The sequence below is a fragment of the Arthrobacter sp. 135MFCol5.1 genome (assembly GCF_000374865.1).
Lineage (GTDB): Bacteria > Actinomycetota > Actinomycetes > Actinomycetales > Micrococcaceae > Arthrobacter.
Window position 1 is genome coordinate 93,837 of record NZ_KB895464.1, and the last position, 17,672, is coordinate 111,508.

General features: G+C 66.4%; 17 protein-coding genes. 13 read left to right on the plus strand and 4 right to left on the minus strand.

The window, feature by feature from the left end:
- The first annotated feature begins 212 nt into the window (after nt 1–212).
- Complete coding sequence (locus C563_RS0116960) at nt 213–641, plus strand: hypothetical protein (protein WP_018763266.1); 429 nt, start codon at nt 213–215, stop codon at nt 639–641.
- 36 nt (nt 642–677) lie between these two features.
- Here C563_RS0116960 and C563_RS22490 read toward each other — a convergent pair whose 3' ends face one another.
- On the minus strand, nt 678–1,052 hold the full coding sequence (locus C563_RS22490; RefSeq protein WP_155845204.1) for a hypothetical protein: 375 nt from the start codon (nt 1,050–1,052) through the stop codon (nt 678–680).
- Nucleotides 1,053–2,037: 985 nt separating this feature from the next.
- On the opposite strand from C563_RS22490, the gene C563_RS22495 reads away from it, so the two are divergent.
- The gene (locus C563_RS22495) at nt 2,038–2,610 is read left to right on the plus strand and encodes a hypothetical protein (RefSeq protein ID WP_133247097.1); all 573 of its coding nucleotides are present in this window, start codon (nt 2,038–2,040) and stop codon (nt 2,608–2,610) included.
- A 214-nt stretch (nt 2,611–2,824) separates the two neighbouring features.
- On the opposite strand, the gene C563_RS0116970 is transcribed toward C563_RS22495, so the two are convergent.
- On the minus strand, nt 2,825–3,292 hold the full coding sequence (locus tag C563_RS0116970; protein ID WP_018763268.1) for a MarR family winged helix-turn-helix transcriptional regulator: 468 nt from the start codon (nt 3,290–3,292) through the stop codon (nt 2,825–2,827).
- Nucleotides 3,293–3,423: 131 nt separating this feature from the next.
- Between C563_RS0116970 and C563_RS0116975 the strand changes: the two genes are divergently transcribed.
- The 11 genes from C563_RS0116975 (at nt 3,424) to C563_RS0117025 (ending at nt 16,082) form a co-directional block, all read left to right on the plus strand.
- Nucleotides 3,424–4,365, plus strand: coding sequence for an SDR family NAD(P)-dependent oxidoreductase (locus tag C563_RS0116975; protein WP_018763269.1), 942 nt, complete (start codon nt 3,424–3,426; stop codon nt 4,363–4,365).
- 2 nt (nt 4,366–4,367) lie between these two features.
- Nucleotides 4,368–5,258: a 4-hydroxyphenyl-beta-ketoacyl-CoA hydrolase gene (locus C563_RS0116980; RefSeq protein ID WP_018763270.1), complete on the plus strand. Its 891-nt coding sequence runs from the start codon at nt 4,368–4,370 to the stop codon at nt 5,256–5,258.
- Between the two features lies 1 nt (nt 5,259).
- Nucleotides 5,260–6,474: an acyl-CoA dehydrogenase family protein gene (locus C563_RS0116985; protein ID WP_043424376.1), complete on the plus strand. Its 1,215-nt coding sequence runs from the start codon at nt 5,260–5,262 to the stop codon at nt 6,472–6,474.
- Between the two features lie 43 nt (nt 6,475–6,517).
- Nucleotides 6,518–6,973, plus strand: coding sequence for a MaoC family dehydratase (locus tag C563_RS0116990; RefSeq protein ID WP_018763272.1), 456 nt, complete (start codon nt 6,518–6,520; stop codon nt 6,971–6,973).
- Between the two features lie 106 nt (nt 6,974–7,079).
- Nucleotides 7,080–8,408 (plus strand): MFS transporter, encoded by a 1,329-nt coding sequence (locus tag C563_RS0116995; RefSeq protein ID WP_018763273.1) that lies wholly within the window; start codon nt 7,080–7,082, stop codon nt 8,406–8,408.
- Between the two features lie 7 nt (nt 8,409–8,415).
- Nucleotides 8,416–9,978, plus strand: coding sequence for an acyl-CoA synthetase (locus C563_RS0117000; protein WP_018763274.1), 1,563 nt, complete (start codon nt 8,416–8,418; stop codon nt 9,976–9,978).
- 94 nt (nt 9,979–10,072) lie between these two features.
- Entirely contained in the window at nt 10,073–11,086 is a 1,014-nt protein-coding gene (locus C563_RS0117005; protein ID WP_018763275.1) for a bile acid:sodium symporter family protein, read from the plus strand.
- Between the two features lie 140 nt (nt 11,087–11,226).
- Nucleotides 11,227–12,198, plus strand: a complete 972-nt coding sequence (locus C563_RS0117010) for an alpha/beta hydrolase (RefSeq protein ID WP_269208839.1) — start codon at nt 11,227–11,229, stop codon at nt 12,196–12,198.
- Between the two features lie 59 nt (nt 12,199–12,257).
- Entirely contained in the window at nt 12,258–13,139 is an 882-nt protein-coding gene (locus C563_RS0117015; RefSeq protein ID WP_018763277.1) for a fumarylacetoacetate hydrolase family protein, read from the plus strand.
- On the plus strand, nt 13,139–14,869 hold the full coding sequence (locus tag C563_RS0117020; protein WP_018763278.1) for an FAD-dependent monooxygenase: 1,731 nt from the start codon (nt 13,139–13,141) through the stop codon (nt 14,867–14,869). The genes C563_RS0117015 and C563_RS0117020 overlap by 1 nt, the downstream gene beginning before the upstream one ends.
- Nucleotides 14,847–16,082 (plus strand): DUF3500 domain-containing protein, encoded by a 1,236-nt coding sequence (locus C563_RS0117025; protein WP_018763279.1) that lies wholly within the window; start codon nt 14,847–14,849, stop codon nt 16,080–16,082. Before C563_RS0117020 ends, C563_RS0117025 begins: the two co-directional genes overlap by 23 nt.
- 53 nt (nt 16,083–16,135) lie before the next feature.
- Here C563_RS0117025 and C563_RS0117030 read toward each other — a convergent pair whose 3' ends face one another.
- Both C563_RS0117030 and C563_RS0117035 read right to left on the minus strand, forming a co-directional pair.
- The gene (locus tag C563_RS0117030; protein ID WP_018763280.1) at nt 16,136–17,206 is read right to left on the minus strand and encodes a quercetin 2,3-dioxygenase; all 1,071 of its coding nucleotides are present in this window, start codon (nt 17,204–17,206) and stop codon (nt 16,136–16,138) included.
- 125 nt (nt 17,207–17,331) lie between these two features.
- Nucleotides 17,332–17,631 carry a DUF4193 domain-containing protein gene (locus tag C563_RS0117035; protein WP_018763281.1) on the minus strand — a complete coding sequence of 100 codons (300 nt, stop codon included), beginning with the start codon at nt 17,629–17,631 and terminating at the stop codon, nt 17,332–17,334.
- Nucleotides 17,632–17,672 lie beyond the last annotated feature (41 nt).

The window sequence follows — 17,672 nt, forward strand, 5'->3', positions numbered from 1 at the left end:
CACCTTGTCACTGAGCGTTCCTAGCGTTACACCAAGACGCGAGTTGCAGAGCGTTCGGTAAGGGATCCCTCACCGGACACCGCGCTGATTCAGGAGCTCAGGTTAGTGGGTGCCTTTATCGAGGACTATGCCCACCAGGGAACCAGTCCCGCTTCTGTCTTGGGTAGGGTAGGGTTTTCAAACTGTTTGGGGGAACATTGAAATACCGCACAGTGACGACTGTTTCCGCCGTTTCTGCCCTGCTTTCTCTGACCGGGTGCTCCGGCTACTCAGGAATCGCCGCCGTCCAAAGGACCGCAGAAGCCAAAGACGATATTCCCGCCGAAATCGGCAGTGTAAACCCCAACCTGCCGTCCGGCTTCCGGTTTCTCACCGAGGACGCTGGCGTGAAGTACTACGCAGCCGAAAGCTCTGACCACGCCACTGCGTGCATTGCCGTCTACCCAGTCGACGAGCCCGACCAGTGGTTCACAGGCTGTAGCGATGGGATTACTGGTGACCGTGAAATCGTCACCGTTAGCCACATCGGCCAGCCCACTGTAAAGCTGGTGACAACCGGCTTCGATACCCGTTCTCTTGAATCAGACGGCTGGCGCAAAATTCACAGTAACGTCCTTGTGGGTACGGTCACGCGCCCGTAAGCCGATCCCCAAGTGGGCGCCCCAGCGTCGCTCGGTTTACTTCGATTTCAAGGAGATGGTCTCTGTGGTCGCGTCTTCGACGGCAGGCTTCCCGTAGATCAGTGCATACCGGGAGTACGGCTCTGGCTGATCGTTTTTGGAGGTATGGTGATCCTCCCAGCGGAGGAAAATCTCGAAGGGATTTCCTCCTGCTTTGCTTCTTGCCCAGGCTATAACGTCAGTGACTTCTCTGGCATCGGTGATATCCCATTCATCAACGAGCCAGGCGAAATTCATGGCCGGCGGTGGAAACCAAAAACGCACTCTGTAGCTCGGCGGTAGATCGCCACCTCCGACGGAGTCATCTGGAGCAGCTCGCACAATCCGCATAGGCCCGAGCCTACGCCGCGAAGTCGGGAGCAGGTGGCCCATGCACCATCCTTTACAGGGCGCATGGGAAACCGAACTGAAGACGTTGCTCGACCTTGCCGGTATTCATATCCGCTGCTCAGTGCCTTGCAGGTCACTCCAATGGAGGCTCCGTCTCCGTGAGATCGACGCGTTGCTCAGGCTGCGGAGTCGTGGCGTGGGAAGAGCCCGCGGGCGGGGCATCAGGGTGCTTCAGCCATGCGTTGGACTCCGCATTTCCGTGCGCGACAACCTCGACTGCCACAGAATCCCAGCGATAGACGATGGTGCCGGCGGCGGGACGCTGCGATGTGTTGTAGAAAAGTCCGGGCCAAGCTAGGGCGCCGATTGGCGGTCCATCGGGATCCGGGTTCGCCAGGCTCACGCCAGCTTCCCATGCCACATCGCGACCGACATGAAATGGCAGCCCGACAACATCAGGCACCGTTACCCGGTCGGCGGACCTTTCTTTCATCCTCCGCAGCGGCGTCCGGTGGGGATCCCCCAGCGGACAGAGTTTGTCGAGGGTGGCCAGCGGCGACCGGCGAGATGAAGATAGAGGTAGTCCAATCCAATTAGGGGGCAAGGTGATAAGCGCTTTTCGATGGAGCCGGGTCGCCCTGGTCTTGACAGCAGTGGTAGGTGCGGCGTTAGTCCTTCTGGCGTTTCCGCTCACTTTGTTCCTGGCTGACGGACTGCCCATCCACCCTTTTTCTGCAGTTCTATGCATTGGGGGTGCCGGAGTCCTAGCTCTAGGTCTGTCCGCCGCCAGTTTCTTACGTCCTGGGACCCGTGCAAAAAAGTTTTGCACCATCGGATCGGGCATGGTCGGCATGGCTAGCCTCGTTATTGGAGCACTTACCCTTGACCAGCTCTATACCGCGATCTAGCTGGGTGCCTTGGCTGAAAAACCAAAACTCACTTTCGGCGGAGGACAACTACCTCAGGGTCGGCGGCGCCCGCTGAAGGATCCACTTACGGCACAAGCAGCCGACGCTAGGCTGAGGTTGTGATCGAGTCAGCCGCCTTTGTCATACGCGCCGTTGGCCACGCCGTGGATTTGGTTGTCGATCCGTTCCCTCCTTTAGACCCTATAGCGGCGCTGCAAGCTGCCAGACGGGGCCAAGAACCGGAAGCCCTTCGAGTGCCTCTGGTGTTCACCGGAGTGCATTCGGGACCAGTCGAATTGGCGATCGAGGTTTTGCAAGAACGTCCGGAAGCCGCGGCTCCTGTGTGGGAAGACGTCCACGAAGTGTCCCTAACACTGCCGGAAGGGCGGGCCTACTTCAATACCCCCACGGATTGGGAAATGAAGGACATTGGCAACGTAACCGGTGACGAAAAGGGCAGCTACCGTGCAAGGGTCCACAGTACCGGCCGCGATGCAGCTTTTGACCTCGTTGTGGACGCCCCGACCGAGCAGCACCTGGTCCAGGTCTGGAAAGAATCAGCATCCCCGCCAATTACTATTTCGTCCCGGTCAGAACATGGCAAAAGCATTCCGGAGTTCATCAGGTCGTGGCAGACATCCGAAACCGCGACGTCGCGAACAGAACCAGGGCCTATTGACCTTCCCCGATAGGTAATCCCCCCAGGGTGCCCGGTAAAGGATCCTTCAGCGGGCGCTCGGATGACGTGTACGGCATAGGCCGTGTCTAGGCGGCTCTGCCGTGGGGACCCGGCGTTTGACGGGAGGCGTCAGGGGATTCTGGGTCGTCCGAAACCTCGTCGAAGAAACGTCGGGGTCGTGGTAGCCACAGCGGGACGATGAGAATTACAGAAATCCAGCCGGACGCCTACTCCGCCGTGCCCCACAGGGCCTTGCGCAAAAGCCGCTTCAGTTCCTGGGACTCACCGTCGGTCAGTCCGGCCAGCTGGTGAAGTTCCGCGGCGTCCAGGGCTGCCCGGGCCTTGGTATGCATCCTGCGGCCCTCGGCCGTGGAGACGATGATCTTGGCCCGACGGTCCTGCTTCCCCTGCGCCCTTTCCACCAGCCCGCGGCGCTCCAAGTCGTCCACCAGTGTGACCACCTGGCTCGGGTCCAGGCTGAGGAAGTCCGCCAGTTCCCGCTGCGTGGGCTCCAGCCCGCTGCACGCCAGCGTCAGGACCGAGAAGGAGCGCTCCCGCAGGCCAAAGTCAGCCAGGGCCTTGTTGTTCAGCACCGAGCCGGCGGCGTGCAGTTTGGCCAGCAGCAGGCCCACATCACTGCCGATCCTCGCTGCCGCAAGGCGGGGGGTCTGAACTTCGGTGCCCAAGGTGGCCATCACAACTCCGGTGTAAAAAACAATCGTTGACTTTTTCAATGATCCGTAATTTCATTGATCCCAACAAGGATCTCACACCGCAGTGGGACCACCCCAACGGCTTCGGCCGGCGCATGCGAAGGAGCAGGCCAATGAGCTTGAACGGCAAGGTTGCAATCGTCACCGGCAGCGGGCAGGGCCTTGGCCTTGCCTACGCACGGGAACTGGCCCGCCAGGGCGCCGCCGTCGTCATCAACGACGTGAACGCCGAGACTGCCGCCCAGGCTGTGGCGCAGATCGAGGCCGACGGCGGCCGGGCCGCCGCGGTGGTGGTTCCGGTAGGGGCGACCGACGCCGCCAAGGCGCTGGTGGCCGGAGCCGTCGACACGTTCGGCCGGCTGGACATCCTGGTCACCAACGCCGGAATCCTGCGGGACAAGTCCCTGCTGAAGATGACGGACGAGGACTTCGACCTGGTCATCAACGTCCACCTCAAGGGCACCTTCACCTGCGTCCGGGAGGCCTTCGCGTACTTCAAGGAAAACACCGTGCAGGGCCGCATCATCACCATCGGGTCGCCCACCGGGCAGCGCGGCAACTTCGGCCAGACCAACTACGCCGCCGCCAAGGCCGGCATCGTGGGCATGGTCCGCACCTGGGCGCTGGAAATGAAGAAGGCAGGCGTCACGGTCAACAGCGTCATTCCCGTGGCAGCCACAGCCATGACCAAGACCGTGCCCTACTTCCAGAAGGCGGTGGAGGCGGACGAGCGCGGCGAGGCCATGCCGTCCTTCTTCCGCCATGACCTGGGCTTTGGAACGGCCGACGACGTCGCCGGGCTGGTTGCCTTCCTCGCCTCCGACGAGGCAGCCACCATCACCGGCCAGGCCATCGGAGCCGGCGGTGACCGGCTGCAGGTCTGGACCCACCCGGAGGCAGCCACCACCGAGTACCACGAGGGCGGCTGGAGCTATGAGGCGCTGCAGGAAAACGCCGGCCAGCTGTTCACCCCGGAAACGCTGCAGAGCTACGGCGAGGAATTCCTCCCGCTCCCGGAGGACCTGAAGCCCGCCCAGCCCGCCGAGGCCCGCTGACCATGGCCGATCGCTACGAAGTGGCCATCGACCCGGCGAAGCTCGACGCCATCGACATGCACGTCCACCTCGAGGTGGACAGCTGCGGCCACGGCTCCCTGCCCGAGGAACTGACCGAAGCCTCCGCCAAGTACTTTAAGGCCGAGGACCGCACCCCGTCCCTGGACCGCATCGCCGAGGTGTACCGCGAACTGAACATGGCCGCCGTCGTCTTCACCGTGGACGCCCGCACCCAGCTCAAGCACGAACCCAACAGCATCCCGGAGCTCATCGCCGGCGCCGCCCGGAACAACGACGTCCTGATCCCGTTCGGCAGCGTCGATCCACGCACCGGCGAAGACGCCATCGCCGGAGCAAAGCACCAGGCCGTTGAACTCGGCGCCCGCGGCTTCAAGTTCCACCCGTCCCTGCAGGGTTTCGACCCGTCCAGCGAACGCTTCTACCCGCTGTGGGAGACCCTCCAGGAACTGGGCCTGCCGGCCATCTTCCACACCGGCCAAAACGGCATGGGAGCGGGCCTGCCCGGCGGGTACGGCATCAAGCTCGCCTACTCCAACCCGTTGCTGCTGGACGCCGTGGCCGCGGACTTCCCGGGCCTGCAGATCATCATGGCCCACCCCTCGGTGCCGTGGCAGGACGAGGCAAACTCAATCGCCACGCACAAGGCCAACGTGTTCATCGACCTCTCCGGCTGGTCGCCCAAGTACTTTCCGGAGTCCCTGGTGAAGGCTTCCAATTCCTACCTGCAGGACAAGGTGCTGTTCGGCACCGACTTCCCGCTGATCACCCCGCAGAACTGGCTCGGTGCCTTCGCGGACCTGCCCCTGAAGGACGAGGTCCGGCCCAAGATCCTCAAGGACAACGCGGTGCGCCTCCTCGGGCTGGGTGGCTGAGATGGGCACCAGCAGCACGACGACGGCTGCGGGCGTGGGTGCCCGGCTCTACGAGGCAGCGGACTGGTACGACGCCGAGTCCCTGCTCACACAGGACGAGCGCCGGGTCCTGGCCCGGCTGCGGGACTTCCTGGACCGGGAAGCAGAACCCCTGCTGGCTGAGTACTGGGAACGCGGCGAATTCCCGGAGCAGCTCGCCCGCCCCCTGATCGACCTGGACCTGATGGAACCTGCGGAGCTCACCAAAGATGGGCCCGCGCGCGGAATCTACCAGGGCTTCCGCATCTTCGAACTTGCCCGCACCGATGCCTCGCTGGCCACCTGGTACACCGCCCAGGCCGGCCTGTTCCGCACCGCCATCCGGGTGGGCGCCTCGGCGGAGCAGCAGCGCGAGTGGATGCCCCGGGTCATCGACTTCTCGCTCAAGGGCGTCTTCTCCCTGACCGAGCCCGAGCATGGATCGGACATCGCCGGCGGCCTCTCCACCACCGCACGCCGTGAAGGGGACGGCTGGATCCTTGACGGCGCCAAGCGCTGGATCGGCGGCGCCGCCACCGCGGACGTCCTGGCCGTCTTCGCCAGGGATGCAGCCGACGGACAGGTCAAGGCCTTCCTCGTGGACCGGGAGGCCGACGGGGTCACGCTGGAGAAGATCCACGGGAAGACGGCCCTGCGGATGATGCAGAACGCCCACATCACGTTGGAAGGCGTCCGTGTTCACGAGTCCATGCGGCTGCACAACGTGGACTCGTTCAGGGACGTCGCGGCGATGCTCCGGGCCATGCGCTCGGACGTCGCCTGGATCGCCACCGGAATAGCCGCAGGTGCCTTCGAGGCAGCCCTCGCCTACGTCAACGAACGCCGTCAGTTCGGACGCACCCTGGGTTCCTTCCAGCTGGTCCAGGAGAAACTGGCCCGCATGCTGGGGAACGTCACGGCCGGCCTGTCCCTGGTGGTCAGGCTCACCGAGCAGCAGGCCAAAGGCATCTACCGCGACCAGGACTCGGCCCTGGCCAAGATGCAGACCTCCCTGTTCATGCGCGACACCGTAGCGCTGGCCCGGGAAGTGGTGGGCGGAAACGGCATCACCCTCGCCGCCGACGTCGCGCGTTTCCACGCCGACGCCGAGGCCGTCTACTCCTACGAAGGCACCCACGAGATCAACGCCCTCATCATCGGCCGCGCCCTCACGGGCCAAAGCGCCTTCACCCGCTGAACCACTACTTCCCCACCCAACCAACAACTCCCAGGAGGCAACGATGCCCAATCTCGTCGTCGATTTCGACACCCTGCTCACCCTGTCCGGCAAGGACCTCGGCACCACCGACTACCGCCAGATCACCCAGGACCAGATCAACCAGTTCGCGGACGCCACCGACGACCAGCAGTGGATCCACACCGACCCCGAACGCGCCAAAGACGGCCCGTTCGGCGCCCCCATCGCGCACGGCTTCCTCACCCTGTCGCTGATCATCCCGTTCTGGGGAGAGCTGTTCGACGTCGACGGCGTCACCACCAAGGTCAACTACGGCCTGGACAAGGTCCGCTTCACCTCCCCGGTGAAGGTCGGCTCCAAGGTCCGCATGCAGGCCACCATCGCCGACGTCACCGAGGTCAAGGGCGGCGCCCAGATCAAGGTCAACGCCACCATCGAGATCGAAGGCCAGGAACGGCCCGCCGTCGTCGCCGAATTCCTGGCCCGCTTCTACAAGTAAGCCGCTTCAACCAGTAACAGCCGATCCAAACCCAGGCTGCGCCCTCCGGCGCCGCCGCCTCAGGCAACCCCAAAAACCCCACATTCCTCCGTATTTAGGAACAGCCATGTCCGGACACACCACGCTCGCACCCGCGGGCACGGCCGCCAAGCGCAAGGAAGCGCGCACGGTCATCCTGTCCAGCTATTTGGGCAGCACCATCGAGTTCTACGACTTCCTGCTGTACGCCACGGCCGCAGCCGTGGCCTTCCCCAAGGTCTTCTTCGCCGGCACGGACGAATGGGTGGGCGTGGTGGCGGCCTACGCCACCTTCGCCGCCGGATACGTGGCCAGGCCGCTGGGCGGCATCATCTTCGGCCACTTCGGTGACAAGGTGGGCCGCAAGGGGATGCTGATCATCTCGATGGCCATGATGGGCATCGCCTCCACCCTCATCGGCCTGATTCCCGGCGCCGGCGTCATCGGGCCGTGGGGCGCCGTGATCCTGGTGCTGCTGCGGGTCTGCCAGGGCATCGCCGTCGGCGGTGAATGGGGCGGCGCCGCCCTCATGGCGCTGGAACACGCCGATCCCAGGCGGCGCGGCTTCGCAGCGTCCTTCGTCAACGCCGGCGCACCCACCGGCGCCGTGCTGGGCACCCTGGTGATGGGTGCCTTCTCGGCCCTTCCGCAGGACGCCTTCCTTGCCTGGGGCTGGCGGGTGCCGTTCCTGCTGTCCTTCGTGCTCCTGATCGTGGGCATGTTCGTCCGCCTCCGGGTCTCGGAAAGCCCCATTTTCGCCGAAGCGGTGGCCAAGGAGGAGGCCCAGGCCGGCGCCAAGCGCAAGATCCCGCTCCTCGAGGTGCTGCGCCGGCCCAAAGCGCTGATCATGATCATGTTCGCCGGCGCCGCCGGGTTCGGCCTGCAGGTGGTGCTGCCCACCTTCTCGGTCACCTATGCCGTCGCCAAGGGCGCACCCCAGCAAGGTGTGCTGTACGCGTTCGCCGGGGCCTCGGCCATCTCCATCGTCTTCGTCCTCCTGGGCGGCCGCCTGTCAGACCGGTTCGGCCGCCGGCCCGTGATGATCGCCGGCCTGGCCCTGTTCATCGCCTACCTGTTCCCGATGTTCGGCATGCTGGGCTCCGGCAACGTGGGCTTGGTCTTCGTGGCATTTACCGTGGCGCTGGTCCTGCACTCATCCCTGTACGGGCCGCTGGCAGCATTCGTCTCCGAACAGTTCGGCACCACGTCCCGCTACACCGGTGCCGCGGTGGGGTACCAGCTGGCTACCCTCATCGGCGCAGGGTTCACCCCGGGCATCATCGCCGGCCTCTATAAGGATTCCGGCCAGAGCATCGTTCCGGTGGTGGTGTTCCTGTCCGTCATGGCCCTCGTGTCGATTGTCTTCATCGCCCTGACGCGGGAATCTAAGAACAACGACCTCACCACGGTCCGTTAGGAGAACCATGGACAACAACGGAGTTGGATCCTGGCTGCAGCGCCGCCGGCACAAATCAGGTTCCAAGGCAGCCCTCATTTCCGGAACCAGCACCCTTGGCTACGAGGAACTGGCCGAGCGGGCCGACCGCCTGGCCAACGCACTCCGGGACAGGGGAGTGGCAAAGGGCGACCGGGTGGCCTACCTGGGCGAGAACCACCCGTCCTTCGTGGAGACCTTCTTCGCCTGCGGCCTGCTGGGCGCCATCTTCGTCCCGCTCAACACCCGGCTGGCTCCGCCTGAACTTCAGTTCCAGCTGCAGGATTCCGGGGCCCGGCTCCTGGTCAACGCGGCCGCCCTGGAACCGTCCGCTTCCGCCGCGGTGGAGGGGACAGGGGTCACCCATCGCCTGGTTGTAGCGGCCGACGGCGGGACGGAACCTTCCGACGCCCAGCCACCGGCCGGCGTCGAGCACTCCGTCACGGTGGAACGCTACGAAGAGGCGCTGCAGGCGGCGGCGCCGGACCACCCCGACGTGCCGGTGGGGCACGATGACGGGGCAATGATCCTCTACACCTCGGGGACCACCGGGAAACCCAAGGGTGCGCTCCTGACCCACGGGAACATCACGTGGAACTGCATCAACACCATCGTGGACATGGACCTGAACCGCAACGATGTGGCACTGATGATCTCACCACTGTTCCATGTGGCATCGCTGGACATGGGCCTGCTGCCGATGCTCCTGAAGGGTGCCACCGTGGTGCTGGAGGCGAAGTTCGATCCCGCCAGGGTCCTGGAACTGGTCGAGCAGCACAAGGTGACCACCCTCAACGGGGTGCCCACCACGTTCCAGCTGCTCTGCGAGCACCCGGGCTGGGAAGGGGCGGACCTCAGCTCCCTGGACAAGCTCACGTGCGGCGGCTCCGCCATTCCCCGCCGGGTCCTGGATGCGTACGAGGACCGCGGCATCGGGTTCACCAGCTGCTACGGCATGACCGAAACAGCGCCGGGCGCCACCATGCTTCCCGTGGCGCGGTCACGGGAGAAGGCCGGTTCGGCGGGCCAGCCGCACTTCTTCACGGACGTCCGGATCGCCGATCCCATGGGCGGCGCCGTGGCTCCCGGGGAGGTGGGGGAGATCCAGATCTCCGGGCCCAACGTGATCAAGGAGTACTGGAACCGGCCTGAGGCGACGGCCGGAAGCTACGCCGATTCGGTCTGGTTCCGTTCCGGCGACATGGGCTACCGGGACGGGGAAGGCTTCCTGTTTGTCTCCGACCGGCTCAAAGACATGATCATCTCCGGCGGGGAGAACATCTACCCGGCCGAGGTGGAGGCTGTCATCGCCGAGCACAGCGCCGTGGGGAGCGTGGCCGTTATCGGCGTTCCGGATGACAAATGGGGCGAGGTGCCGCAGGCGATCGTGACCCTGCGCGAGGGCGAATCCCTGACGGCGGACGAGCTGCGGAGCTTCCTCGACGGCCGGCTGGCCCGGTACAAGATCCCCAAGTCCCTGGTGGTGGTGGCAGAGATGCCCCGCACAGCCAGCGGGAAGATCCGCAAGATGGAGCTCCGCAAACAGCTCTGACGGGTGAACGTCCTGGCGCGGCAGGGCTCCGCCGTTGTTACCCTTCCCGGTCATCAATTGGCGGAGCCCGGCCGGCCGGTGTCACCATGATTGGATGCTTGAGGCAACTAAACCCCAGAATTCCCCGGACGGGGCACCCGCCAACCCTGCGCTGGAAGCGGAAAGCCGGATCGCCCGCATCGCGGTGACGGTGTTCCCGCTCCTGGTGGTGGCCGCAGGCATCGCCGGCTTCCTGCTCCCCGGAGTCTTCAAGCCCATGGGACAGGGCGTGCCCTACCTGCTGGGCATCATCATGTTCTGCATGGGCCTGACCCTGACCCCGCCGGATTTCGCGGCGGTGGCCAAGCGGCCGTGGGCGGTGGCCCTCGGAATCGTGGCGCACTACGTCATCATGCCCGGTGCCGGCTGGCTCATCGCCGGAGCCCTCAACCTCAACCCCGAACTCGCCGTCGGTGTCATCCTGGTGGGCTGCGCACCCTCCGGAACCGCTTCCAACGTGATGGCGTTCCTCGCCAAGGGCGACGTTGCCCTCTCGGTCGCCGTCGCCTCCGTTTCAACCCTGATCGCCCCGATCGTCACGCCGCTGCTGGTCCTGTTCCTGGCCGGCTCGTACCTGCAGATCGACGCCGCCGGCATGGTTCTGGACATCGTCAAGACGGTGCTCCTGCCCGTGGTCGCCGGACTGCTGGCCCGGCTGTTCCTCAAGAAGCTCGTCGCGAAGGTGCTGCCCGCGCTGCCCTGGGCCTCCGCCGTCGTGATCTCCCTGATCGTGGCCATCGTGATGGCCGGCAGCGCCAACAAGATCCTCGACGCCGGTGCCATCGTGTTCCTTGCCGTGGTGCTCCACAACGGTTTCGGCCTGGGCCTGGGCTACCTGGCCGGCAAGCTGGGCCGCCTGGACGACAAGGCCCGCCGTGCCCTGGCGTTCGAAGTGGGGATGCAGAACTCCGGCCTTGCATCGACGCTGGCCATCGCCCACTTCACCCCGCTCGCGGCACTCCCGTCCGCCGTTTTCTCCCTGTGGCACAACATCTCCGGCGCCATCGTTGCGGCGTGGCTGGCCAGGCGTCCGTTGAAGGACCAGGCACAGGCGCAGGAAACACGCTGACCGAATCGTCGTCGGGGTCAACCCCGGGCTCCTGCCAGTCACCGTTCGGTCCTCAGCGAACCAGTTTCATTCAGTGAAACCACCCGCGCATCCGGACCCGCCCATGCCCCACAGTTGAGTCCATAAACGCGGACCACACCTTGGTCCGGCGCCCGGCAACGCCGGGACAGAGGCAACAGGACAGAAACGGCGCGGCACACATGGAGTCAACGATGACGGCACTGCGGATCCTCCGGGGGATCGAGTTCGGCCGGCCACAGAACGCGGACCCGCTGCTGCTGGACCTTTACGTTCCGGCGGCAGCGCCTGCGGGAGGCAGGGGCAGCCGCCAGGCCGGCCTGCCCGCCGTCGTCCATTTCCACGGCGGCGGCTGGCGGACGGGGGAGCGGTCCTCCCTGGGACCTGGCGTGGACGGGTTCGGGCTCAGCCCTATCGAGCAGCTCGCGGCCGCCGGCTTCGTGGTGGCTTCGGCCGACTACCGCCTGACGGACACCGCCACCTTCCCGGCGCAACTGCTGGACGCCAAAGCAGCCGTCCGCTGGCTCCGGGCCCACGCTGCCGGGTACGGGGTGGACCCGGACCGGATCTACGCCTGGGGTGACTCCGCCGGCGGCCACCTGGCCAGTCTCCTCGGCCTGACGGCAGAAGGCGCGGATTTTGTGGACCCTGCCCATAGCCCCGACGCTGACGGGGACAGCCGCGTGGCCGGCGTCGTGGCCTGGTACCCGCCCACGGACCTAGTGGCCATGGGGTCCCAGGCGCGGCCTGACGCCGTTGCAAGCGCCGACGACCCCGGCTCCCGTGAATCCCTCCTGATCGGTGCCCAGCCGGCGGATGCCCCCGCCACAGCACGCGCCGCCAGTCCGGCCACCTACGTACACCCGGCCGCGCCGCCGTTCCTGCTGATCCATGGCACGGACGACCGCTTCGTCCCCGTGGAACAGTCCACCACCTTCGCCGCCGCGCTGGAAGCCGCCGGAAACGTCGTCGACCTCCTCCTGCTGGAGGACGCGGACCACATGTGGCAGCTCCCGGACCGCAGCACCACGGCCGCGGAACAGGCAACCACCGCCACCATCGAGTTCTTCCGCCGCCAGGCGGACCTGCACTGATTTCCCAACCCTTGCCCGGTGTGTACGCGCACTCCGGGAACCGGACCTGAAAGGCCCCCATGCAGTTCATCGGCATCACCCACCACGGCGAACCCTGGGCAGCCGCCCTCGCCGGTTCTCGCGTCCTCCCGCTCGTACCCGTCCCCGGATTCTGGGCCGACGCCGAGGGCTGGCAGGACAAGGCCGCGGGCCTGGTTGCCGGCGCGGCGGGCAGTGAAGCGTCCGACGCCGGCGCCTGGCTTGAGCGCCGCAGCGTCACCGAGGTGCCGCTGGTCCCGGCCTCGGCCCGGGTCATCTGCGTCGGGCTGAACTACAAGGCACACGTTGCCGAGGGCAGCTTCAAGGACCAGGAACTGCCCCCGTACCCCACCCTGTTCGCCCGCTGGACGGCGTCCCTGTCGGTGGGCAACGTCCCGGTCCCCGTCCCCGCCGGTGAAGACGGGCTGGACTGGGAAGGCGAAGTGGCCGCCTACATTGGCCGCCGGGTCGAGTCAGTGGACGAATCCGCCGCCGGCGACGCCGTCTTTGGCTACTCCACGTTCAACGACATCACCTCCCGCAGGGCCCAGAAGCTCACCTCGCAGTGGACCTTGGGCAAGAACGGCGATTTCAGCGGGCCGCTGGGTCCCCTGGTCAGCCGTGACGAGGTGGGGGACCTCCGCGACGGCCTGCAGGTCCGCACCCGCGTCAACGGTATCGAGGCCCAGAACGGCAACACCCGGGACATGATCTTCTCCGTCCCCGCCATCATCGCCCTCATCAGCCAGACGTTCACGCTGCACCCCGGCGACGTCATCGCCACCGGCACCCCCGACGGCGTTGGCTATGCCCGCACCCCGCAGTGGCTCCTCCAGCCCGGCGACACCGTGGAAGTGGAGATCGAGAAGCTCGGCACGCTGACCACGCCGGTGGGGGACCTTTCCCTGCGGAGCCGTGCCTGATGACCGCATCCCATCACGCTGTAGACCTTCCGGCGGAGGCGCAGGTCCTCATCGCCGGCGGCGGCCCCAGCGGGCTCTTCCTGGCATTGGACCTCGCCTCCCGCGGCATTGCCAGCACCGTCATCGAACCCCGCACCGCCGTGGACCACACCCGGCCGCGGGCCAAGACCACCAACGCCCGCACCATGACCCACCTGCGTCGGCTTGGGCTCGCGGACCTGCTTCGGGGCGCGGCGCCGCTGCCGGTGGACTACGGGCAGGACGTGATCTTCTGCACCGGGCTCACCGGCTCCGACGCCCACGAACTGCGCCGGTTCCGCAACGCCTTCCAACTGGTCCCCGGCCGGTACGGGCCGCAACCCGAGTGCGGCCAGCAGGTGCCGCAGCCGGTCCTTGAGGAAGTCCTCCGCAACGCCGCAACGGACAACCCCCTGGTCACCTTCGTCACCGGGTGGTCTGTCACCGATGCCGGCCCCGCCGGCGGCGATGCCACCGGGCCGCACGCCGTCGTCGTCACTGATTCCTCCGGTGACTGCCGCACCATCTGCGCCCGGTACCTGATCGGAGCCGACGGCGGGTCCTCCACCGTCCGCCGCAGCCTGGGGCTGCGGCTGGAAGGCGGCTCCGCGGCCTTGTCCAACGTCAGCATCCTGTTCCGCTCGCAGTCCCTGGCATCCGCCATCGCACTGGACCCGGCCGTCCAGTACTGGGTGGTGGGGTCCGAAACCTCCGGCATGGTGGGGCCCATGGACCTGGAAGGCACCTGGTGGGCGATCGTCCAGGGCGTGGATCCCGCCGTCAACGTCACCACGGAAGATGCCGCCGCGATGGTCCGCTCCCTCGTGGGCGCGGAGGTGGACATTGACGTGGTGGCCACCGACCCGTGGACCGCCCGGATGCTGCTGGCCCCGGAGTACAGCCACGGCAGCATCTTCCTGGTGGGCGACGCCGCACACCTGAACCCGCCGTGGGGCGGCCACGGCTTCAACACCTGCATCGGCGACGCCGCCAACCTGGCCTGGAAGCTCGCCGCCGCCATCAACGGCTGGGCCGGCCCCGGACTCCTGCCCAGCTATGGGGAGGAACGCCGCCCGGTGGCCGCCCGCACCATCCGGGACGCCGCCGAAAACGGCAAGGCCCTGGCGTACCACTTCGCGGACACCCACCTCGCGGCCCCAGGAGCACGGGGCGACGCGGCGCGGCGGGCCGCCAACGCGGCACTGGCCGTGAAGCAGAGCGAGTTCGACTCCCTGGGCCTGGTCCTGGGCTACTCGTACGCGGAGTCGGCCCTCGTGGTTCCCGACGGCCTGCCAGTCCCGGCCGAAGACCCCATCCGCTACGTACCTTCCGCCAGCCCGGGCGCCCTGCTGCCGCACGCATGGCTGGCGGACGGCACCTCCCTGTACAGCCATCTGGGCACCGGATTCACCTTGCTGGTGGACGCCGGTGCGGCAGGCGCGACCGCGGCTGAAGTCGCCCAGCCGGTGCTGGCGGCCGCCGCCCGGACGGGCGTTCCGGTGACCGTCGCAGTCGTCGGACCTTCCGACGACGGCACGCACCTTTCGCAGGTATGGGGCGCCGGCACCCTGCTGGTCCGCCCGGACCAGCACGTGGCGTGGCGGGGCAATTCCGCCGCTGCCGCAGGCGCCGCCTTGTCCGTGGCGGCCGGATGGTCGCCCACTTCCCTCGAGACCCTCAGGAGCATCCGTGCAGACGCCGTCCTTCCGTGACTACCTGTTCTCCCCGGACCACCCGCGCGTCGCTGGGATCCGCGGACTGGACGCCCGCGAGTACGCGGAAGCCGCCAAGACCGATTCGTTCGCCGGGCCCATGATCGAAGGGTGGCAGCAGCTCTACCCGCAGCCCTTCACCGGGATCACCAGCGACGGCATTCGCCGGGAAGGCCTGTACCCGCTCGCACCGGCACGGCCCGGCGAAGAAGCGCCCACCGCGCAGATGGTGGCGGCAGCCCGCAAACTCCTGGGCACCCTGGACACTGACCTGGCCCGGAAGCTCAGCTATGCGGTGGACGCCCCCGAATGGCAGAGCTGGGCCAACCCGGAGTTCATGCAGCACGACACCGGCCTCCGGCTCGATGAACTGGAACCCGCGGTGCGCGACGCCGTGCTTGGGGTGGTGGAGGCCAGCCTGAGCGCCGAAGGATTTGAACTGGTGCGGAACCTGATGCGCATCAACGGCTTCCTGGGTGACCTGGTGGAACTGCCGCTGCTAATGAACGAGTTCAGCTACAACTTCGCCCTCTACGGCGGGCCGTCAGAAACCGTACCGTGGGGGTGGCAGCTCTTTGGCCACCACGCGGCGCTGAACTGCCTGGTCGCGGGGACCCAGCTGGTCATCTCGCCGGTGTTCATGGGCGCCGAGCCGGACATGATCGACGCCGGCCCGCACCGGGGCGTCAAAGTATTCAAGGACCGCATCGCCCTGGCCCGGGAACTGATGGGCGCCCTGCCAGCCGAGCTGCGCTCCCGCGCCGTTGTCTACGGGGCAATGGTGGACCCTGCCATGCCGGAAGGCCGCCTCCACCCCGGGGACGAACGGCACCTGGGCGGCTGTTTCCAGGACAACCGGGTGATCCCGTACGAGGGCATCCGGGCTGCTGATATGCCCTCCGGGGCGCGCGCTTTGCTGGACGCGGTGGTGGATGATTTCATCGCGTACCTCCCGGAAGGCCCGCGCGCAGCCCGTCGCCGCGAAATCCGCGAGCACTACGGCGAAACGTACTTCAGCTGGATCGGCGGCTGGGAAGGCGGGGAGGCCTTCTACTTCCGCCTGCAAAGCCCTGTGGTGGTGCTGGAACTGGACCACCACACCGGCGTGTTCCTCAGCAACGACGAACCTGCCCCGTTCCACATGCACACCGTGGTCCGCACGCCCAACGGCAACGACTACGGCCGGGAACTCGTCAGGCAAACCACCCGGTAACACAGGGAAGGCCCGGATTTCCTCTCGGAAGTCCGGGCCTTCTGTGGTGCGGCTTAGGGGATGTCCAGGGCTGCGCGGCGCTGGGGCGGCGGCCCCACCACCGTCAGGTCCATTTCGGCTTGGGCGCGGCCGAAACCCTCCATGTCCATGTAGGGTTCGCCGCCCTCGGTGTACATGTAGTCCTCGGTGGGCTGGTTGAAGTACTCGAAGAACCCGTTGAAGACCGATGGCGTCAGGAAGCCCACCATCTGGGTGTTGTGGGCGTCGAGGGCGAACGAGTGGACGGTGCCCGCGGGGGCGTGCACAAAGTCACCCTTGGTCAGCAGCATCTCGCGGCCGTTGGCGTAGAGCCACATCCGGCCTTCGGTGCAGAGGAAGTTCTCCGTGTGCTGTGAGTGGAAGTGCAGCGGAATGTAGGGGGATTTGGCGCCCTTGGTGTGCACGGCGAAGTAGTTCGAGCCGGTGTTGGCGGGCCGGGACAGGTAGGTGAACATCGTCTGGTAGCTGGCCAGCCGCTCACCCTCGCCGGCGCTAAGGAAGTAGGGGCTCTGCGTGGGCGGCAGGCCGGCGTCGTGCTTGAACGACGGCGCCACGCGCTCAACGTCGGGGAACGTGATGCCGAACTCGGCGCCCACCTCGGCCTGCTCCTGCAGGCTGGCCTTGTGCCCGGGCCTGGCCGGCGGGACGTGCGAATCGATGGGCGTTCCCACCCGCTCGTAGTACTTTTCGCCGCCGCCGGGAGTCATCCAGTTCAGGAACCGGGTGTAGTGGCTCGCCATCCGGTAGGCGTGCGGGGTGTTCGGGGGGATGACCACCGAGTCGCCCGGCGTGAGGATCCGGCTCTCGCCAGGCAGCCAGACGTGCAGGATTCCATCGAACACATAGAGCGTCTTGTGCTCGATGCTGTGGCTGACAAAGGGGGATTCGGCTCCCATGCCGCCGGAAACGTAGGCTGCGCTGAAGATCCCTCCGGTATCGGCGGCGCGGGCGATGACTGTCACCAGCTGGCCGTTGATCTCGTAGCGTGCGCCCTCGCCGGACGCCATGTAGTACGGGACTGCCTCGCCGGGCAGCGCGTTGGCCACCGGGAGCTGCTTGTTCATTTCCTCAACGCTGAGGGACATGGTTTCCTTCTTTCCAGTCGGCCGGCCCTTGCCGGAGCGTGACCTACATCATGGCTTCCACACGCTCCGTCCACGAGCCCGGATTCCAATGGTTGGAATCCGAACCTGGCCGGCCTGCCTGCCGGCTATCCCTCACATTCCTTGCAGTACTTCTTGCCGTCCTTCTCCCGGGCCAGCTGGCTGCGGTGGTGGACCAGGAAGCAGGACATGCAGGTGAACTCATCGGCCTGCACCGGGACCACCTGGATAAGGAGTTCCTCGTTGGAAAGATCCGCGCCGGGCAGCTCGAAGCTGTCCGCGAGGTCCGTCTCGTCCATGTCGGGACTGGCCTCCCGGCGGCCGGACTTATCGGACTTCAGCTCCTCCAAAGCGACGTTCGGCTCTTCCTCGGGAGTAACCCGCGGAGCGTCGTAGTCAACTGACATGTGGTGTTTTCTCCTGTCGAGCTGCAGTTGTCCAGATTGTT